Origin of the sequence: Saccharothrix sp. ALI-22-I (genome assembly GCF_001984175.1) — a bacterium.
Lineage (GTDB): Bacteria > Actinomycetota > Actinomycetes > Mycobacteriales > Pseudonocardiaceae > Actinosynnema.
Genome location: NZ_MTQP01000056.1, coordinates 82,474 through 100,988, shown reverse-complemented (window position 1 = coordinate 100,988; position 18,515 = coordinate 82,474). Strand labels below are relative to the sequence as shown.

Here is an 18,515-nt window from a genome sequence, read left to right as displayed (position 1 = left end):
CCCGGCCACGCAACCCGGCCACGCCCCCTGCCTCGGCTGCTACGAGTCGCCGCTCGGGCCCGACCGATGGGCTGCCGCCGCCGCACCGAGCACACACAACGGTCGAGCCGTGATCGCCGTTCAGCTCGGCCGCAGGCCCCGGACCAGGGATAACACCGACTCGCGCACGTCGGCGAGGCTCCGTTCGGGCTGGAACACCTGCCAGTCCAGCGCGATCACCAGCAGGGTGCCGAACAACGCCGCCGACGCCGTGCCGACCTGCACGCCGTCGGGCAGCCGACCGGTGTCGGACAGGCGCTGCATCTGGCCGCGCACGATGGACACGATGTCGTCGCGCAGCAGGCTCAGCGTGTCGTGCCACTGGCCGGGCGTGCGCCACAGCTCGGACACCAGCAACTGCCCGAACGCCGGGTACTCGGCGAAGAACCCGAGCATCCCGTCCACCAACGTCGCCATCGCCGAGGACGTCTCGTCCTCCTCCTCGGCGACTCGGAGCCGGGCGGCCAGCAGGTCGACGCCGTGCCGCAGCAGCGCGTCCACCAGCGCGTCCTTGCTGGCGAAGTTGTAGTAGACCGTCCCCTTCGCCACCCCGGCCTCGGCGGCGATCTCCTCCACCGTCACGCTCGCCGCGCCGCGTTCGCCGACGAGCCGCAGCGCGGCGTCGAACAGCTTCTGCTTGGTCGCCGCGGTGCGACCGGGGCGGGTCACAGCACCAACTCGGGCTTGAGACGAGACGGGGTCCACACCCGCTGCTTGTACGCGGCGAGCGTCGCCAAGGCAAGGCCCGCGACGAGGTAGCCGACCAGGATCAGCGCGTCCCGGCCGACGCCGCCCAGCGACCCGCCGTACATGAGGTGCCGCAGCCCGTCCACGGCGTAGCCCATCGGCAGCCCGTAGTGCAGCGGGTACAGCGGCACCGGGATGGTCTGCCACGGGAACGTGCCGCCCGCGCTGACCAGCTGCAGGATCAGCAGCACCAGGCCGATGAACTTGCCGACCGCGCCGAACAGGGCGTTCAACGCGTGCAGCACCGCCACGAACGTCGCCGACACCAGCAGCAGGAACCCCAGCGTGCCCAGCGGGTGCGACGGCCGGATGTCCACCACCAACGTGACCACGGCGAACATCACCACGACCTGCGCCGCACCCAGCAGCACACCGGGCAGCCAGCCACCCAGAGCCACCCGCAACGGCGACTGACCGCCCGCGAGTCCACGCCGGGACAGCGGCTTGAGCAGCAGGAACAGCACGAACGCGCCGATCCAGGTGGCCAGCCCGAGGAAGAACGGTGCCAGGCCCGCGCCGTAGCTGCCCGCGGACGTCTGGCTCACCCCGCGCACGTTCACCGGGTCGCCGATCGTCTGCGCGGTCGACTCACGGGTCGGGTCGTCGGGGTTGGGGATCTCCGAGACACCCGCGGCCAGCCCGTCGCGCAGCTGATTCGCCCCGTCCACCAGCTGCTTCGAGCCGTCACGCAGCTGCCCCGCGCCGTCCCGCACCCGCACCGCCCCGGACGCGACCTGCGCCGCGCCGTCGTTCAGCCTGGTGATCGCGTCGGTCAGCGCCGGCGTGCTCGCGGCCAGCTGCGCCGCCCCGTCGGAGACCTGCCGAGCGCCGTCCGCCAACGTCCGCAGCTGCCCGGCCGCGCCCTGGACCTTGCCGTTCGCGTCGTCCACCGGCTTGCGGACCTCGCCCAACGCCCCGAGCACGCGTTGCACCTCTTCCTCGGAGAACCCGAGCGCCCGCAGCCGCGTCGCCACGTCCCCGTTCACCGCGTCCAGCCGGTTCACCAGGTCCTGGGCCTTGACCGCGTAGTCCTCGGCGGTGATCGCGACCGTCTCGTTGCCGTCCGCGACCTGGCGAGCGCCGGACGCCAGCTGCTGCGCCTTCACCGGCAGGGAAGCGGTCGAGTCGCGCAGCCGCGTCAGCCCGGACGACACCTGCGCCGAACCATCGGCCAAAGAAACACTGCCGTCCGCGAGTTGCTGCGCGCCCGTGTAGGCGTCCTGCTGGCCGGTGGCGAGCTTCGTCGCGCCGTCGGCGGCCTCGGCGGTCTTCTGCCGGATCGTGGAGAAGCCGAGCAGCAGCTTGTCCGCCGCCTCCGCGCCCACCTTCACCGACACCGACCGGCGGACCTCGGCGACGACCTGGTTGGCGATCGTGGAGCCCAGGTAGTTGTTCGCGTCGTTGGTGGTCAGCACGATGACGCCTTGGCGGGGCGTGAAGTCGCCGGACGACAGCAGCGCCTGGGAGAAGTCCTCGGGCAGGGTCAACGCGAACGTGTAGGTCCCGTCGCGCACGCCTTTCTCGGCCTCCGAGGCGTTCACCCGGTGCCAGTCGAACCTGTCGCCGTTCACCAGCTCCTCGGCCACGTCGCGCCCCGCGTCCAGGCGAGTGCCGTCACTCGCGGCCGCGCCCTTGTCCTCCACGACCAGCGCGGCGGGCACCTGGTCGAGGTGCGCGTACGGGTCCTTGTTGGCGTACAGGTAGAGCGCCGCGTAGAGCAGCGGCACCAGCGTCAACGCCAGCACCGCGAGCTTCGGCAGCTTGCCGGAGGTGATCCGGCGCAGCTCGTTGAACGCCATCCGGACGGCGGTCACTCGGACTCCTCGGGAACGGTGTCGGGAACGTTGTCGGCGCCGATCCGCGCGGTGGGCACATCCAGCGCGGTGGCGGTGGTGGTCGTGCAGAGGGCGATCACGGACCGGTCGGGCGTCACGTGTGCGCGCGCCAGCTCCCACCAGCCCTTCGGGTCGCCGTGGTAGCGGTCGGGGCTGTCCAGCACGAGGGTCGTCACGCCGGGGCGCGCGGCGGCCAGCTCCAGCATCAGCGCGCACCGGGTGGCGGCCGGGACCTGCTCGAACCGGTGGTCCAGGTACTCGTCCGCACCCCGCTCGACCAGCCAGTCCGCCACCGCCCTGCGGCCGCTGCGGGCGCCGTTCATGGCCAGCTCCTCGCCGACCACGCCGGCCAGCGCCAGCGACGCTTCCGGCTCGGTGACGTCGGGGGAGTCCACCAGCACGACCCGTTTGCGCAGCTCGGCGGGGGAGGGGAAGACCTCGCCGGTGTTCGGGCGCATCCGCCCGGACAGCACCAGGCCGAGCGCGGTGTGGCCCGCGCCCGGGTCACCGGCCACCAGTACCAGCTCACCCGGCTTGACCAGCAGGGACGTCGGCTTCAGCAACGGACCGTGCGGCCCGGTGACGCCGACGCGCCGAGCGAGGATCTGCACCGCGGACCTCCTATTTGAACTGACTGGTCAGTTCAAATAGTCGTCCGGCAGGTGTCGGATCGCAACCCGATGGGCTGTGACATGGCGCTCTGCCAGCGCAAACGGTGCAAATCGGGCGAACGGTCTAGCGCAGCGCCCCGGCCGGGCGCACCTCCCACATCGTCCACAGTGGACGGTAACCCTGGCGTGGCCAGAAAACCGACGACAGCGGGTTCGGCGGGTTGTAGTAGAGGTAGGTGCCGACCGTGCCCAGCCGCTGGAACTCGCGGTGCGCGTGCGCCATGAGCTGGCGGCCCACCCCGGTGCCCCGCGCGCCCGGCGGCACCGACACGCAGTTCACGTAACCCCAGCGGCCGTACGGCAGCCTGGTCGCGGTCCAGTTGCCCGGCTCCGACGTCACCAGTGCGCACTCGGCCAGCCCCACCGCGATGCCGTCCCGCTCGGCCAGCCACGCCGGACTGCCCGCGGCCAGCCGCTCGGCCAACGTCCGCCGCTTCAGCTCCACCGCGTCCGGCCGGTGCACCGTCGAACCCACCATCGACGAGTAGCGCAGCTCCGCCAGCGCCAGTGCCAGCACCGTCTCCAGGTCCGCGGGCGTGGCACGGCGGATCGTCGCGGCGCCCGTCACCGGTTGGGCCGGGGCCTGCCGCACGGCGATCACGGTCAACGGCACCAGGCCGTGGTCCAACAGCGCCCTGGTCGCCTCCGCGTCCCGGCTCGGCCAGGTCAGCACGCACGCCGAGTCGCGCTCGGCCGGTCCGAGCAGGTCCAGCCGCTTGCGCCACGCGCGCAGCAGCGCGTCCATGCCCGCCGCGCCGGCGGCGCCCAGCAACGGCGTCAGCTCCCACACCTCGGTGGCCGACCAGAGCCGGGCGGGCGAGCGCCGCTCGTGCACCTGGCGGTGCAGCACGCCCGCGACCCTGGTGCCGTCCGGCAGCGCGGCGGTGATGACATCGCCTTCCGGCGGCGCGACCACCGACGGCAGCAGCGGGTCGACGCTCGCGAAGCGCGCGCTCTGCGCCTCCATCAGCCCTTGACCGGCGGTCATGCCAGGCAGGTTACGGCTTCCGGGTGCGGAAGATCGCGGTGCCCGGGAACAGGCGGCCGCGCAGCGGGCTCCACTGCCCCCACGTGCGGATGTGCCCGGCCGGCCACTCCGGCTCCACCACGTCGAGCAGTTCCAGGCCGGCGCCGGCGAGGGCCCGCACGTAGTCACCGGTGGTGCGGTGGTGCTCCACGTACGTCGCCCGACCGGTGTCATCCACTTCCACGTACGGGGTGCGGTCGAAGTACGACTGGGTGACGGTCAGTCCGCCCGGCCCCGGGTCGTCCGGGAAAATCCACCGGATCGGGTGAGTTACCGAGAACACCCACGGCGCGCCCGGCCGCAGCACCCGCGCCACCTCGCCGAACACCTCGCCCACGTCCGCCACGAACGGCACCGCGCCGAACGCCGAGCAGGCCGCGTCGAAGCTGCCCGACGCGAACGGCAGCTGGTCCGCGCTGGCCTGCACCAACGGCACGGCCACGCCGGTCGCCGCGTTCGCCGCCACCGCGTGCCGCAGCATCCCGGCCGAGATGTCGAACGCCACCGCGTGCGCGCCCTGCGACGTCAGCCACCGGGCGCACGGCGCGGAACCGCAGCCGACCTCCAGCACCCGGCGTCCGCGCAGGTCACCGAGGTAACGGGCGTCCTCCTCCCGGACGCCCTCGGGGCACCACACGAAGTCCGCCGCGCCCAGGAAGTCGCCGTGTTCGGCGTGGTAGTCGTCGGCGTCGGCGTCCCACCACATCCGGTTGGCCGCGCGCGACTCGGCCGCGTCGACGCCCCGCTTGGCGATGCCGGTGGTGCCGAGCGCCTGCTCCGCGCTCGCGTGCTGGTCGGACACACTGCTCCATTCAAGGGGACCGGTTTGCCCGGTGGACGGTGATCCGCGTACGATATCGCCCGCGTAGTGGGTTCGCGCTGGCCTTGATCGGTGATCACCTGGTGAGTCGGTCTTCGTTGTGGGGCGTGCCCTCCGCGTAGCGTTGAATCCGCAGGCCACAAACCCCAATCCGTACCGGAGCCACCTACCTAATGTCCACCGACACCACCACTGTCCCGGTTGCCGCTGCGCCGAAGCAGGTCGCCATCAACGATATCGGGACGGAGGAGGACTTCCTCGCAGCCATCGACAAGACCATCAAGTACTTCAACGATGGCGATATCGTCGAAGGCACCATCGTCAAGGTCGACCGGGACGAGGTCCTGCTCGACATCGGCTACAAGACCGAGGGTGTCATCCCCTCGCGCGAGTTGTCGATCAAGCACGACGTCGACCCCAACGAGGTTGTGAAGGTCGGTGACGAGGTCGAGGCTCTTGTCCTCCAGAAGGAGGACAAGGAAGGCCGGCTGATCCTCTCCAAGAAGCGCGCGCAGTACGAGCGCGCCTGGGGCACCATCGAGGCGCTCAAGGAGAAGGACGAGCCGGTCAAGGGCACCGTCATCGAGGTCGTCAAGGGCGGCCTCATCCTGGACATCGGTCTGCGCGGCTTCCTCCCCGCCTCGCTCGTCGAGATGCGTCGCGTCCGCGACCTGCAGCCTTACGTGGGCCGCGAGCTCGAGGCGAAGATCATCGAGCTGGACAAGAACCGCAACAACGTGGTCCTGTCCCGCCGCGCGTGGCTGGAGCAGACCCAGTCCGAGGTCCGCAGCGAGTTCCTCAACCAGCTGCAGAAGGGCCAGGTCCGCAAGGGCGTCGTGTCCTCCATCGTCAACTTCGGTGCCTTCGTGGACCTGGGTGGCGTGGACGGCCTGGTGCACGTCTCGGAGCTGTCCTGGAAGCACATCGACCACCCGTCCGAGGTCGTCGAGGTCGGCCAGGAGGTCACGGTCGAGGTCCTGGACGTCGACATGGAGCGCGAGCGCGTGTCGCTGTCGCTCAAGGCGACGCAGGAAGACCCGTGGCGCCAGTTCGCCCGCACCCACGCGATCGGTCAGATCGTGCCGGGCAAGGTCACCAAGCTGGTTCCGTTCGGCGCGTTCGTCCGGGTGGACGAGGGCATCGAGGGCCTGGTCCACATCTCCGAGCTGGCCGAGCGCCACGTCGAGATCCCGGAGCAGGTCGTGCAGGTCGGCGACGACGTCATGGTCAAGGTCATCGACATCGACCTGGACCGCCGCCGGATCTCGCTGTCGCTCAAGCAGGCCAACGAGGGCTTCACGGTCGACTCCGAGTTCGACCCGACCCAGTACGGCATGGCCGCCGAGTACGACGACCAGGGGAACTACATCTACCCCGAGGGCTTCGACCCGGAGACCCAGGAGTGGCAGGAAGGCTTCGACAAGCAGCGCGAGGAGTGGGAGCGTCAGTACGCCGAGGCCCACACGCGCTACGAGGCCCACATGAAGCAGGTCGCCAAGGCCGCCGCCGCCGAGGAAGAGGCTGCCGGGGAGACCAACTACTCCTCCGGTGGCGAGGCCCCGGCTGCCGCGACGTCGTCCAGCACGGGCGCCCCGGCTCAGGCCGGTGGCACCCTGGCCAGCGACGAGCAGCTGGCCGCGCTGCGCGAGAAGCTGTCGGGCGGCGCCTGAGCAGCACCGGCCGACGGCACCTCGTCGGCTGACTGAATGACCACGATCGCCCCTCGCCGACCACGGCGGGGGGCGATCGTCGTTTCGGGTCGCTCGCAGTGCGAAGTCGTTGTGGTGCGCTAAGTTGAGAGACCTATGAGTGTGCGAACGATGGTGTTGGCGGCGGTAGTGGTGGGCGTGTGCGCTGCGTGCTCCGCCGAGAAGCCGCCGCCCGCGGCGCCCCCGCAGATCCCGACGATCGTGGCGCCCACGTCGTTCACCCGCGTCCCGCAGATGGTGGACCGCCCCCTGCCGGACGACTGCGAGCTGATCGTCCCGGTCGAGATCCTGCACCAGCGCCTGGGCCGTGAGCTGCCCGGCGAGTTGCAGACCATCATCGGCATCCCCGAGCCGTCCCTCGGCCGCACCGGGAAGATCGACTGCTACTACGGCATGGAACGCCAGGCGCTCGCCGCCGCACCGGTGATCATCGGCCTGGCCACCTACGTGGACGAGGCCACCGCCACCGGCCGGGTCGCCGACAGCGTGGCCGCCGAACGCCAGGACGGCGCGACCGTCACCGAGGTCGAGGTGGGCAAGCGCAAGGCGTCCCTGGTCGTCACCAAGGACGAACGGCTGCTCATGGGCTCACTCGGCAAGACGACGTTCGTGTCGCGCGCGAAGGCCGGTGTGCTGCCGGACGACGTGGTCGGGACGTTCCTCGCGGCCCTCGCCCAGCAGGCGATGACGCCTATAGAGGAAGCCTGAAGATCCTCCGCGTGGCAGGCTTGGCGCCATGTTGCGCGTGGGGCTCTCCGGGGGCATCGGGTCGGGCAAGTCGACAGTGGCGGCCAGGCTCGCCGAACACGGTGCGGTGGTCGTGGACGCCGACCGGCTGGCCCGGGAGGTGGTGGAACCCGGCACCGAGGGCCTCCGGGAGATCGTCGAGGCGTTCGGTCCGGACGTGCTCGACGCGGACGGCGCGTTGATCCGGTCCGCCCTGGCGGCGAAGGTGTTCGGTGACGCCGAGGCCCTCGCCACCCTCAACGGCATCACGCACCCGAAGATCGCGGCCCGCACGCGTGAGCTGATCGACGCGGCGGCCGAGGACGCGATCGTCGTGCACGACGTGCCGCTGTTGGTGGAGAACAACATGGCTCCGCTCTACCACCTGGTGCTGATCGTGCACGCGGAACTCGACCAGCGCCTCAGCCGGTTGCGCGACCGGGGCGTGGCGGAGGAGGACGCGCTCAAGCGCGTCGCCGCGCAGGCCGACGACGAGCGCCGCCGCGCGGTGGCGGACGTGTGGCTGGACAACTCCGGCACGCCGGACCTGGTGTTGGCGCAGGTGGACGCGCTGTGGGCGGACCGGCTGGTGCGCTACGAGTCCAACGTGCGGCTGCGCCGTCACGCCTCCGGATCGCCGATCGTGGCGCCCTACGACGAGACGTGGCCGGTGCAGGCGGAACGGGTCGCGGCACGCATCCGACTCGCGGCGGGCGGTCGTCGGGTGGAGCACATCGGCTCGACGTCCGTGCCGGGACTCGCGGCGAAGGACGTGCTGGACTTCCAGCTGGGGGTGAAGTCGCTGGAGGAGGCCGAGGAGTTGGACGAGGCGCTGGCCCAGGCGGGTTTCCCCGGCGTCGGCATCGGCGAGGACACCGTGAGGTACGAGGGTGATCCGCCGGAGCTGTGGCACAAGAGGGTGCACGCGGGCGCCGATCCGGGACGGCGGGTCCACCTGCACGTTCGAGTGGAGGGCGGTCCGGGGTGGAACTGGGCGATGCGGTTCCGCGACTGGCTGCGTGCCGATGAGCGGGCGCGGGACGAGTACGCGGCGGTGAAGCTGAAGCTGTCCGAGCAGCACAGGGGTGACGCGGACGGGTTCGCCTACGGCGAGTCGAAGGAGCCGTGGATGGCCGCGGCGACTGCGCGCATGGACGCGTTCTACCGGGACGAGCGGTTCTAGAGGGACGGCCACACGTCGTAGATGCCGCCGTGGGTCAGCCACGCGCCGAGGTCGTGCCGGTGCAGGCTGATCTCCTCCAGGGTGCGGTGCACGGTGCGCAGCGCCTGGTCGGCGTCGCCGGGCCCGAGGACGCGTCCGGCGACGGCGGCGGCGAACTCCTCGGAGCGCACGATCCGCGCGGTCGTGCCGCCCGGCACGGCCAGGCCGAGCAGCAGGTCCGTGGTGCGCCACGAGCGGCCGTCGCGCTGTACGCGGACCGCGCTGAGCACGCTCGGGCCGCTGCGCGCGTGTCTTGAGCGTGGCCGGTAGTGCGTCAACCGGAGTCCCAGTTCGGGCATCAACCAGGTGACTTCGGAATCGGAGAACGGGTCCTCCGGGGTGGGGCATTCGAGCCTCAGACCCCAGTGCTCCACCCGGCACGTCGACAGGTGCCGCGACATCCCGCTGGAGTAGCTGCGAACTGCGCTTACGGTGTCGACAACGTCGACCAGCTGAGGTGTGATGACCGCTCCCACACGACCCGAGGGTAGCCGCAAGTATGCGCCGGGTAACTGTGCGGGTTGATTCGTTACATCACGGTCTGTGGGGTACGCGGTCTCTATCCGGTGACGGACACGGAGAGCGGTTGACCTGGGAGTGTGACTGTCTGTATTACCGGTGACGCCACGTCGTGATCGTTCCCTGGGACGCCAGCCAGCGCACCGCGTCGTGCCCGTGCGCGGCGATGCCGGCCACCGCGCGGTAGGTCGTCTCCAGCGCCCACTGCGCCCGGTCCGCCTGGATGAGGCCCTGGTCCAGGGCGGTCAGCAGCTCGTCGGTGTCGAGCACGGTGACGCTGCGGCCGGTGCGCACGACGAGGTCCAGGTAGAGGTCGATGGTCTTCCACACCGATCCGCTGGAGCTGATCTCCACCACGTCCACGTACAGGTCGTAGTCGCGCTCGTGGCCGGGGTGCCAGGACTGCCGGGTGACGCGCAGGCCGTGCGCGGGCAGCAGCCACGACTCGAAGTGGGACAGGTGCGGGTGTCCGGGTACCGGGCGGAACATGTAGAGGCCGTGCTGGGTCAGCCGGTACTCCTCGACCCCGCGCAGGTGGCCCTTGGGGTCGGTGTTGCTCTTCGCGTCGAGGTCGAAGTACTCGATCTTCGGCGGGTGGATGTGCATGCGGGTCCCGGCGGCACTCGTCGTCACAGCGCCGACCTTAGGCAACGACACGGCTGGATTACCCCTTTCTGTCACCCAAAAGGAGGATGATCGCTTACTCTTCCCGCCATGTTCGGCATCATTCGCCCTTGTCGCAACCGTCTGGGTCCTGAACTGCGCGAGTCGTGGCTGGCCCACCTGTGCGGGCTGTGCCTGGCGTTGCGCGACGACCACGGCCACATGGCGCGGGTGGTCACCAACTACGACGGTCTGGTCATCTCGGCGTTGGTGGAGGCGCAGGTAGGGGCGGGGCCGGGGGCGTCGCGGCGGTCTGCGGGGCCGTGCGCGCTGCGTGGGATGCAGTCGGCGGACGTGGCGGTGGGGGCGGGCGCGCGGTTGGCGGCGTCGGTGTCCCTGGTGCTGGCTTCGGCGAAGGTCGGGGACCACGTGTCCGACGGCGACGGGGTGTTCGGGCACGCGCCGATGCGGGGTGTCGGGCGGCAGGTGGCGCGGCGGTGGGCGGCGCAGGCTTCGGCCACGGGGTCGGATCTGGGGTTCGACACGGCGGTGCTGGTGGATGCGGTGCGGCGGCAGTCGTCGGTCGAGGCGGCGGCCGGTCCGGGGTCGTCGGTGCTGGCGGTGACCGAGCCGACGGAGACGGCAGCGGGGGAGGCGGTGGCGCAGACGGCCGTGTTGGCCGGGCGGCCGGGGAACCTGGTGCCGTTGCGGGAGGTGGGGCGGCTTTTCGGGCGGTTGGCGCATCTGCTGGACGCGGTGGAGGACCTGGAGGCCGACCGGGCGTCCGGGGCGTGGAACCCGTTGGTGGCGACTGGTACCGGGTTGGGTGAGGCACGGCGGTTGTGCGATGACGCGGCGTTGGGGATCAAGCTCGCGATGAAGGAAGTGGAGTTCGCCGACGACCGGCTGGTGCACGTGCTGCTGGTGCATGAGCTGCAGGAGTCGATCCGGCGGGCGTTCGGGGAGGCGCACACGCACGAACCGAGCGCGAACACCCCTGAGTCGCACACGCCGCAGCCGCCGCCCGGTTGGCAGCCCCAGCGCGGGATGTACCCGCCGCCCGCGCCCGGTCCTTACGGTGGGCAAGGTCCGTACGGCGGCAGCGTGCCGCCTCCGGGGCCCGTGCCGCCGCCGTCGGCGCCGGGCACCGGTGGGCCGCCTGAGCCGCCTGCGGATGGTAAGAAGCGGCGGAAGGGCAAGTCACCCGGTCCGGGCAGCGGTCTGTGGTTCTGGCCGAAGCTCGTGCAACCGCCCCGCAGCCGCGGTGTGTTGCTGGGCTGTCTCGCAGTGCTCTACCAGTGCGGCACGTGCCAGTACTGCTGCCGCGACCCGTTCCCGGGAGCGTGGAGCGGCAAGTGGCACGACGGGTGCTGCAACTGCGACTGCCCGAGCTGTGACTGCTCGGGCTGCGACTGCAACTGCTGATCTGCACCGCGCCTGACCTGGGGTCGATCGAAATTTGTCGTACCCCCGGCGTACCGTCGTACCCGTGGCTTTCCCAACCGAGATCCCGGTCAAGGCGCACTCGTCGCATCGTCCCGTCGGTGACATCCCCCGCACCGACGGGAAGTTCCGCATGGTGAGCGACTACCAGCCGGCGGGCGATCAGCCGGCGGCGATCGCGGAACTCGAACGGCGCATCCGCGCCGGGGAGAAGGACGTGGTGCTGCTCGGCGCCACCGGCACCGGCAAGTCGGCCACCACGGCGTGGCTGGTGGAGAAGGTGCAGCGGCCCACGCTGGTGATGGCGCCGAACAAGACGCTGGCCGCGCAGCTGGCGAACGAGCTGAAGGGGTTCTTCCCGGACAACGCGGTGGAGTACTTCGTCAGCTACTACGACTACTACCAGCCCGAGGCGTACATCCCGCAGACCGACACCTACATCGAGAAGGACTCCTCGATCAACGAGGACGTCGAACGGCTGCGCCACTCGGCCACGATGAGCCTGCTGACCAGGCGTGACGTGATCGTGGTCGCGTCCGTGTCGTGCATCTACGGCCTCGGCACGCCCCAGTCGTACCTGGACCGGTCGATCAAGCTGGAGGTGGGCGGCGAGGTCGAGCGCGACCTGTTCCTCCGCGCCCTGGTCGACATCCAGTACACCCGCAACGACATCGCGTTCAACCGCGGCACGTTCCGGGTGCGCGGCGACACCGTGGAGATCATCCCGGCGTACGAGGAGCTGGCGCTGCGGGTCGAGTTCTTCGGCGACGAGATCGACAAGCTCTACTACCTGCACCCCCTGACCGGTGACGTGGTCAAGGAGGTCGACGAGCTGCGCATCTTCCCGGCCACCCACTACGTGGCGGGCCCGGAGCGGATGGAGAAGGCGATCCGCAACATCGAGGTCGAGCTGGCCGACCGGCTGGCCACGCTGGAGCGGCAGGGCAAGCTGCTGGAGGCGCAGCGCCTGCGCATGCGCACCGCGTACGACATCGAGATGATGCGCCAGGTCGGCTTCTGCAACGGCATCGAGAACTACTCGCGCCACATCGACGACCGGGGTCCGGGCACCGCGCCCGCGACCCTCATCGACTACTTCCCGGACGACTTCCTGCTGGTGGTCGACGAGTCGCACGTGACGGTGCCGCAGATCGGCGGCATGTACGAGGGCGACGCGTCCCGCAAGCGCAACCTGGTGGAGCACGGCTTCCGGCTGCCCAGCGCGCTGGACAACCGGCCGCTGACGTGGGAGGAGTTCGCCGACCGGATCGGCCAGACCATCTACCTGTCCGCCACCCCCGGCCCGTACGAGATGGGGCAGGCGGGCGGCGAGTTCGTGGAGCAGGTCATCCGCCCGACCGGCCTGGTCGACCCGGAGGTGGTCGTCAAGCCGACCGAGGGTCAGATCGACGACCTGGTGCACGAGATCCGGGTGCGGGCGGAGAAGGACGAGCGGGTCCTGGTCACCACGCTGACCAAGAAGATGGCCGAGGACCTGACGGACTACCTGCTCGAACTCGGCATCCGGGTGCGCTACCTGCACTCGGAGGTCGACACGTTGCGTCGGGTGGAGCTGCTGCGCCAGTTGCGGCTGGGCGACTACGACGTGCTGATCGGCATCAACTTGTTGCGCGAGGGGTTGGACCTGCCGGAGGTGTCGCTGGTGGCGATCCTCGACGCGGACAAGGAGGGGTTCCTGCGGTCGGGGACGAGCCTGATCCAGACCATCGGGCGTGCGGCTCGTAACGTGTCCGGTGAGGTTCACATGTACGCGGACCGGATCACCGACTCCATGCGGCACGCGATCGACGAGACGAACCGCAGGCGGGCCAAGCAGGTCGCGTACAACGAGGAGCGAGGGCTCGATCCGCAGCCGTTGCGGAAGAAGATCACGGATATCTTGGAGCAGGTCTACGCCGAGGCCGAGGACGCCATCGCTCCCGGCGGCTCCGGTCGCAATACCTCCCGCGGCAAGAAGCCGACCGGTGACCCGGGTGCGGGAGGCCGCAGCAGCTCCGGCGTGCTGGCCGACCGCGATACGGGCACGATGGCTCGTTCGGAGCTGGCAGACCTGGTGCAGCAGCTGACCGATCAGATGATGAACGCGGCTCGCGAACTCCAGTTCGAACTGGCCGCCCGGCTGCGGGATGAGATCCAGGATTTGAAGAAGGAACTGCGGGGCATGGACGCTGCGGGCGTCAAGTAGGCGAGTAGGGAGTGCGGGGATTGGGTCCGCCCTCGGCGGTGTGGGGTCGGGCTACCGGGCTGTGAGGGGTCTAGCGGGCCGTGACGGCTGCGCGTACCTTGCCGACCACCGTGCCCTCGGCCGCGCCGATGCGTCCGTCGGCTGAGGCGACCTCCTCGCAGATCGCGAGCACGGCCGTGGGGAACGCTTCGGCCTCGGCGGGCGACTTCGCGGCCAGGATGGCCATCGAGCGCCGCAGCGCCGCCAGCACGCCGTTCTCCACGTCGGCGGCGGAACCTGCGGGTAGTTCGGGAGGAGCGGCCCCGAGTACTTGGCGGAGCTGCGGTGAGAACGTCGCCATGGCCCGGATGCCGGCGTGGCTCTCTTCGTCGAGCGCCCCCGGCTCTGCGGTGGACACCAGCACCATCGCGCCGAAGACGGCCGTGCGCAGGGTCCGGCTCTCGTCGTCCGTGTAGACAGTCACACGAACAGCCTAAAGGCTGATCACGCGACGACCGTTGCTAGTCGCCCTGGAGGATGCCGAACAGGTTGCCTTCGGTGTCGCGGTAGTAGGCGAGCCAGCCGACGCCCGGCATGTGGTTCTTCGGCAGCACCACGGCCCCGCCCACGCCCTCGATCGACGCGATCGTCGCGTCCAGGTTGGGCACCTCGGTCGTCATCACGTACCCGCTCACCGGGCCGTCCGGCGCCGGGTCCGGGCCTTGGCGGGGGAGCATGCCGCCGTTCACGCCGGGGCCCTCGTTGCCGGTGGTGATGATCCAGTAGTCCTGGTCGCCCCACTGCGCGAAGGTCCAGCCGAACACCGTCTCGTAGAACCGCTGCGCCCTGGCCGGGTCGGCCGCGTAGATCTCGAAGTGCACTGGTCGAGGCATGACGGCACGGTACGACGGCCCGTCGATGCCTGCCCGACGAACGCGGCCCGGTCGCGTCGATCGTTCGCGCCTCATTTCCGGCGATCACGCTCTTCGATCGTCGGAAATGAGGCGCGAGCGGTCTGCCCCGACGCGGAGCGTCGCAATTGACTACAGCCAGGCGACCGGGCCCGCCGTCTGCGGAGCAGCGGCAATCCAACACGGCGCACCGGCCCTGGTGGGCCGGTGCGCCGTCGTGGGGTTGGGATCGCTAGCTGGTGATGTCCTTGTGCGCGAACTTCCGTGCCGCGAGGAGTGTGAAGAACGATCCGAAGGCCAGCGCGGAGAACGTTCCCTTCGCCATCTGCGACCAGTCGATGTCCGACGACATCAGGTCCACCCACGCCATCGCGTAGTGCGTCGGCAGGTAGTCCCGCAGGCCCTCCAGCGCGGTGATCTGGTCGAGGATCTGCGACAGGATCGACGCCAGCACCGCGCCGCCCACCGCGCCCAGCGGCGCGTCCGTGGACACCGACAGGTACAGCGCCAGGCCGGCCACCCAGAACAGGTGGATCGAGATGTAGACCACGGCCAGCGCGATGCCGTAGACACCGGCCCCGAAGGACGCGGCCTCACCGGTCGGTGACACCGCCTCCCCGGCCCCGTACCAGACCACACCGACGCCGAGCGCCACGGCGGGCAGCAGTGCCAGCGCGAACACCGACATCAGGCCGGACGCCAGGGCCTTGCGCCGCAGCAGCCGGTGCCGGGGGATCGGCGCGGCCAGCAGGTACTTCAGCGACGACCACGACGCTTCGGAGGCGATCGTGTCGCCGAAGAACAGCGCCACGATCATCGGCAGCAGGAAGCTCCCGCTGACGAACAGCGCCAGGATCACGAAGTTCACGCCGCTGGCCGTGGCCAGGTCGACGAACCCGCCGGACCGCCGGTTCGGCGACGACTGCCCGAGCTCGAACGCCACCACCAGGATGAACGGCAGCAGCACCAGGAAACCCAGCACCAACTGCGTCCGCCGCCGGCGCAACTGCCGCGCCAACTCCACCCGGACCGGCAACGTGCGCCCGGCCCGGTACCCGACCTTCGACCCGTCCGGCGCGACCGACGACCGCTCGGCCGCGGCCGCGTCGGTCAGGTCGGCGATAGCGGTCGGATCCGTGTGCACACCGTTCTGAGTCATTCGCCCACCAGCTCCAGGAATGCGTCTTCCAACCGCCGCCGCGGACCGGCCTGGTCCACCGCCACGCCCGCCGCCACGAGGGCCTGCAACGCCGACGCACGGGGCGTGCCGTTGAGGCTGGCGTGGACCTGCTCGCCGTCCACGTGCACCTCGTGCACGCCGGACAGGCCGCGCAGCACGGTGGCCGCCTCGTCGGGCCGGTCGACCCGGAAGCTGGCCTCGCCGCTGCCCGTCGCGATCTCCTCGACCAGACCGGCCGCGACCAGGCTGCCCTTGTGCATCACGACCACGTGCGTGCACGTCTGCTCGACCTCGGCGAGCAGGTGGGACGACACCAGCACGGTCCGCCCGGCCGCCGCGTAGGCGCGCAGGACCTCGCGCATCTGGTGGATCTGGGGCGGGTCGAGACCGTTGGTCGGCTCGTCCAGCACCAGCAGGTCCGGCAGGCCGAGCATGGCCTGGGCGATCGCCAGCCGCTGCCGCATGCCCTGGCTGTAGGTCCGCACGCGCCGGTGCACGGCGTTGCCCAGACCCGCGATCTCCAGGGCCTCTTCGATGTGCGCCTGCTCCAGCGGACGGCCGGTGGCCGCCCAGTACAGCCGCAGGTTCTCCGCGCCGGACAGGTGCGGCAGGAAGCCGGAGCCCTCGACGAACGACCCGATCCGGGACAGCACCGGCGCGCCCGGGCTGACCCGGTGGCCGAACACCCTGATCCCGCCCTCGGTGGGCCGGATCAGGCCCATCAGCATGCGCAGCGTGGTGGTCTTGCCCGCGCCGTTGGGCCCGAGCAGACCCAGCACCTGGCCGTGCTCCACCCGGAACGACAGGTCCTTCACCGCGGTCAACCCGCCGGGGTAGGACTTGGTCAGGTTCTCGATCACCAGCGGTACCGACTCCAACGACGGGTCGACGTCCGCGGTCAGCCTGCGGCGGAACCACGCCACCACGGCCGCGATCACACAGATGACCAGCACGATCGCGATGCCCCACAGCGCCGCGGTCGGCACCTCGCTGGTCGCGTTCACGCCCGCCACCACCGGCACCGACAGCGCGGGCGAGGCCAGCGAGATCCGGTACGCGGCGGGCGTCTCGGCGTTGGCGTACGCCATGTCGGTGGTCGACACGACCAGTTGCAGCCGGTGGTCGGTCTCGATGGGCCGCACCGCGCCGGGCAGCGCCACGGTGACGTCGACCGGCGTGCCGTCGGCGGGCAGGTTCGCCACCCGCACCGGCGCGACCGCCGAGCCGGGCAGCGTCCGCACGCCGTTGGCGTCCGCGTCGTACAGCTTCACGAACAGCACCGCGCCCTCGGCGGGCACCGGCTGGCCGGGCACGGCCGCCACGCGCAGTCGCACCGTCGACGCGCCGGTCAGCAGGGTCTGCCCGGTCTGCGGTTCGCTCTGGAACACCGCCGCCTGACCGGGCATGTCGATCGCCAGGCGGGACGCCAGCGAACTGGACCCCGACACCACCGATCCGAGGCCGGGCAGGCTGGACACGGAGGCCGGGTTGCCGCCCGCCGGGTTCACCACGGTCTGCTCGCGGCCGGTCAGCTCCACGTCCTTGCGCTCGGCGCCCGCCGCGCCGTTGAGGCCCGGGTAGCTCGGCGCGATGACGTTGCGCAACGACGGCGAGCCGCTGCTGCGGAACGCGCCGACGACCGTGTACTCGAAGCTCGTGCCGGGGTCGGAGCCCTCGCCCTCCAGGTGGAACGCCATCCAGTCGGCGATCTGCCCGCGCAGTTCGGGGCCGGGGGAGCCGCCGTCGTGGCCGCCGGAGTACCAGACGACCTTGACCTTCGCGCCGTTGGCGGCGATCTGGCGGGCGTTGGCGTCGGCCTGGTCGAGGCCGAACAGGGTGTCCTGCTCGCCCTGCACCAGCATCGTCGGCTGGGTGATCTTGTCGGTCACCGCCGACGGCGAGGCGCGACGCAGCACCTCCAGGGTCTGCGGGCCGGCCTTGCCGGTGGTCGCGACCTCGGTGTACGCGGCGCACACGTCGGCCTGGAATCGACCGCACGCGCCGTCCACCGGGCCGGTGGGCCGGGCGTCGCCCTGCTGCTGAGCCGGTGCGGTGGCCGCCGCGGCGGCGTTGTCGAGGGCCTCGTCGTCTTCCTGACCGGGTTCGGTGGCCTCCTGGCCGGGGTTCGTGGCGTCCGCGCCGGACAGGCCGGCGGAGAAGAAGATGCCCGCCCACGACCGCTTGAACACGCCGGCGTCGGCGAACGCGCCGGGCGCCGGGGTGGCGGTGTCCACGCCGTCGGTGCGGCCCGAGTTCGGCAGCAGCGCCTGGCCCAGGTCGTTCCAGGTGATGACCGGGGCGATGGTGTCCACGCGCGGGTCGGCGCCGGCGAGCGACAGCGCCAACGCGCCGCCGTACGAGCCGCCGGTCACACCGACCTTCGGGTCGCCGCCGCCGTCGGTCGTCACCTCTTCGCGGGTGGCCAGCCAGTCGAGCAGCTTCTGCGCGTCGCGGACCTCGTGGTCCAGCGAGTTCAGCGCGATCTGCCCGGTGCTGCGGCCGAAGCCGCGCGCGGAGTAGGCCAGCACCACGAACCCGCGCTGGGCCAGTTCGGTCGCCTGGGCGGCGACGCTCGCCTTGCTGCCGCCGAAACCGTGCGGCAGCAGGACGGCGGGCGCGGGGGTGCTCTCGGGCAGGTACAAGGTGGTGTCGATCTGCACGGTGCGGTCGCTGTCCGGACTTTCCGGCACATCGATCACCGCTTCGCGGGTGCTCACCGGGGCGGGGTCATCTCCCTGGCGCGTCCAGACCACGATGGCGCCCACCAGGGCGACCAGCACGACGAGCGCGGGGAGCGACCACCTACCGCGGAGGCGGTTGAGGGGGGCCACGGAGTTGACCATAGGCGTCGCTTGCTGAGAACGGGCTGTCAGTCGTG

The 18,515-nt window shown here is 70.9% G+C and carries 16 protein-coding genes; 5 read left to right on the top strand and 11 right to left on the bottom strand.

The genetic code is table 11. The features are described 5' to 3' along the window. Nucleotides 1-120: 120 nt before the first annotated feature. The 5 genes from ALI22I_RS15675 to ALI22I_RS15655 all read right to left on the bottom strand — a co-directional run bounded on the left by ALI22I_RS15675 (nt 121) and on the right by ALI22I_RS15655 (nt 5,121). Nucleotides 121-708, bottom strand: coding sequence for a TetR/AcrR family transcriptional regulator (locus tag ALI22I_RS15675; protein WP_077006222.1), 588 nt, complete (start codon nt 706-708; stop codon nt 121-123). Then, entirely contained in the window at nt 705-2,600 is a 1,896-nt protein-coding gene (locus tag ALI22I_RS15670) for a YhgE/Pip domain-containing protein (RefSeq protein ID WP_077006221.1), read from the bottom strand. Before ALI22I_RS15670 ends, ALI22I_RS15675 begins: the two co-directional genes overlap by 4 nt. Further along, on the bottom strand, nt 2,597-3,232 hold the full coding sequence (locus ALI22I_RS15665) for a hypothetical protein (protein ID WP_077006220.1): 636 nt from the start codon (nt 3,230-3,232) through the stop codon (nt 2,597-2,599). Before ALI22I_RS15665 ends, ALI22I_RS15670 begins: the two co-directional genes overlap by 4 nt. Nucleotides 3,233-3,356: 124 nt before the next feature. Next, nucleotides 3,357-4,280, bottom strand: a complete 924-nt coding sequence (locus ALI22I_RS15660) for a GNAT family N-acetyltransferase (protein WP_077006219.1) — start codon at nt 4,278-4,280, stop codon at nt 3,357-3,359. Between the two features lie 10 nt (nt 4,281-4,290). After that, the gene (locus ALI22I_RS15655) at nt 4,291-5,121 is read right to left on the bottom strand and encodes a class I SAM-dependent methyltransferase (RefSeq protein ID WP_077006218.1); all 831 of its coding nucleotides are present in this window, start codon (nt 5,119-5,121) and stop codon (nt 4,291-4,293) included. Between the two features lie 191 nt (nt 5,122-5,312). Between ALI22I_RS15655 and rpsA the strand changes: the two genes are divergently transcribed. The 3 genes from rpsA (at nt 5,313) to coaE (ending at nt 8,757) form a co-directional block, all read left to right on the top strand. Further along, entirely contained in the window at nt 5,313-6,809 is a 1,497-nt protein-coding gene (gene rpsA / locus ALI22I_RS15650) for a 30S ribosomal protein S1 (RefSeq protein WP_033442914.1), read from the top strand. A gap of 135 nt (nt 6,810-6,944) precedes the next feature. Further along, a complete protein-coding gene (locus ALI22I_RS15645) occupies nt 6,945-7,556 on the top strand; it encodes a hypothetical protein (RefSeq protein WP_077006217.1) in 612 nt (203 codons plus the stop codon). A 28-nt stretch (nt 7,557-7,584) separates the two neighbouring features. Beyond that, nucleotides 7,585-8,757 carry a dephospho-CoA kinase gene (gene coaE / locus ALI22I_RS15640; RefSeq protein ID WP_077006216.1) on the top strand — a complete coding sequence of 391 codons (1,173 nt, stop codon included), beginning with the start codon at nt 7,585-7,587 and terminating at the stop codon, nt 8,755-8,757. Here the strand turns inward: coaE and ALI22I_RS15635 are convergent. Both ALI22I_RS15635 and ALI22I_RS15630 read right to left on the bottom strand, forming a co-directional pair. Next, entirely contained in the window at nt 8,754-9,197 is a 444-nt protein-coding gene (locus ALI22I_RS15635; protein ID WP_238598380.1) for a DUF402 domain-containing protein, read from the bottom strand. The genes coaE and ALI22I_RS15635 overlap by 4 nt on opposite strands. A gap of 211 nt (nt 9,198-9,408) precedes the next feature. Then, complete coding sequence (locus ALI22I_RS15630; RefSeq protein WP_077006214.1) at nt 9,409-9,921, bottom strand: DUF402 domain-containing protein; 513 nt, start codon at nt 9,919-9,921, stop codon at nt 9,409-9,411. 108 nt (nt 9,922-10,029) lie between these two features. Between ALI22I_RS15630 and ALI22I_RS15625 the strand changes: the two genes are divergently transcribed. Then, nucleotides 10,030-11,343: a DUF5685 family protein gene (locus ALI22I_RS15625; protein ID WP_077006213.1), complete on the top strand. Its 1,314-nt coding sequence runs from the start codon at nt 10,030-10,032 to the stop codon at nt 11,341-11,343. Nucleotides 11,344-11,407: 64 nt separating this feature from the next. Next, nucleotides 11,408-13,567: an excinuclease ABC subunit UvrB gene (uvrB, locus tag ALI22I_RS15620; protein WP_077006212.1), complete on the top strand. Its 2,160-nt coding sequence runs from the start codon at nt 11,408-11,410 to the stop codon at nt 13,565-13,567. 70 nt (nt 13,568-13,637) lie between these two features. On the opposite strand, the gene ALI22I_RS15615 is transcribed toward uvrB, so the two are convergent. From ALI22I_RS15615 to ALI22I_RS15600, 4 genes are all read right to left on the bottom strand, one after another. Further along, nucleotides 13,638-14,030: a hypothetical protein gene (locus ALI22I_RS15615; protein WP_083751752.1), complete on the bottom strand. Its 393-nt coding sequence runs from the start codon at nt 14,028-14,030 to the stop codon at nt 13,638-13,640. A 37-nt stretch (nt 14,031-14,067) separates the two neighbouring features. After that, nucleotides 14,068-14,439, bottom strand: a complete 372-nt coding sequence (locus tag ALI22I_RS15610) for a VOC family protein (RefSeq protein ID WP_077006211.1) — start codon at nt 14,437-14,439, stop codon at nt 14,068-14,070. 250 nt (nt 14,440-14,689) lie between these two features. Further along, a complete protein-coding gene (locus tag ALI22I_RS15605) occupies nt 14,690-15,616 on the bottom strand; it encodes an ABC transporter permease (RefSeq protein WP_077006210.1) in 927 nt (308 codons plus the stop codon). Beyond that, nucleotides 15,613-18,480, bottom strand: a complete 2,868-nt coding sequence (locus tag ALI22I_RS15600) for an alpha/beta fold hydrolase (protein WP_077006209.1) — start codon at nt 18,478-18,480, stop codon at nt 15,613-15,615. The genes ALI22I_RS15605 and ALI22I_RS15600 overlap by 4 nt, the downstream gene beginning before the upstream one ends. Between the last annotated feature and the right edge of the window lie 35 nt (nt 18,481-18,515).

Bases quoted from the DNA above. Each gene is read 5' to 3' on its own strand.
- ALI22I_RS15660 (WP_077006219.1), bottom strand. From the start codon at position 4,280: ATGACCGCCGGTCAAGGGCTGATGGAGGCGCAGAGCGCGCGCTTCGCG.
- rpsA (WP_033442914.1), top strand. From the start codon at position 5,313: ATGTCCACCGACACCACCACTGTCCCGGTTGCCGCTGCGCCGAAGCAG.
- ALI22I_RS15645 (WP_077006217.1), top strand. From the start codon at position 6,945: ATGAGTGTGCGAACGATGGTGTTGGCGGCGGTAGTGGTGGGCGTGTGC.
- coaE (WP_077006216.1), top strand. From the start codon at position 7,585: ATGTTGCGCGTGGGGCTCTCCGGGGGCATCGGGTCGGGCAAGTCGACA.
- ALI22I_RS15635 (WP_238598380.1), bottom strand. From the start codon at position 9,197: ATGTCGCGGCACCTGTCGACGTGCCGGGTGGAGCACTGGGGTCTGAGG.
- ALI22I_RS15630 (WP_077006214.1), bottom strand. From the start codon at position 9,921: ATGCACATCCACCCGCCGAAGATCGAGTACTTCGACCTCGACGCGAAG.
- ALI22I_RS15625 (WP_077006213.1), top strand. From the start codon at position 10,030: ATGTTCGGCATCATTCGCCCTTGTCGCAACCGTCTGGGTCCTGAACTG.
- ALI22I_RS15610 (WP_077006211.1), bottom strand. From the start codon at position 14,439: ATGCCTCGACCAGTGCACTTCGAGATCTACGCGGCCGACCCGGCCAGG.
- ALI22I_RS15605 (WP_077006210.1), bottom strand. From the start codon at position 15,616: ATGACTCAGAACGGTGTGCACACGGATCCGACCGCTATCGCCGACCTG.
- ALI22I_RS15600 (WP_077006209.1), bottom strand. From the start codon at position 18,480: ATGGTCAACTCCGTGGCCCCCCTCAACCGCCTCCGCGGTAGGTGGTCG.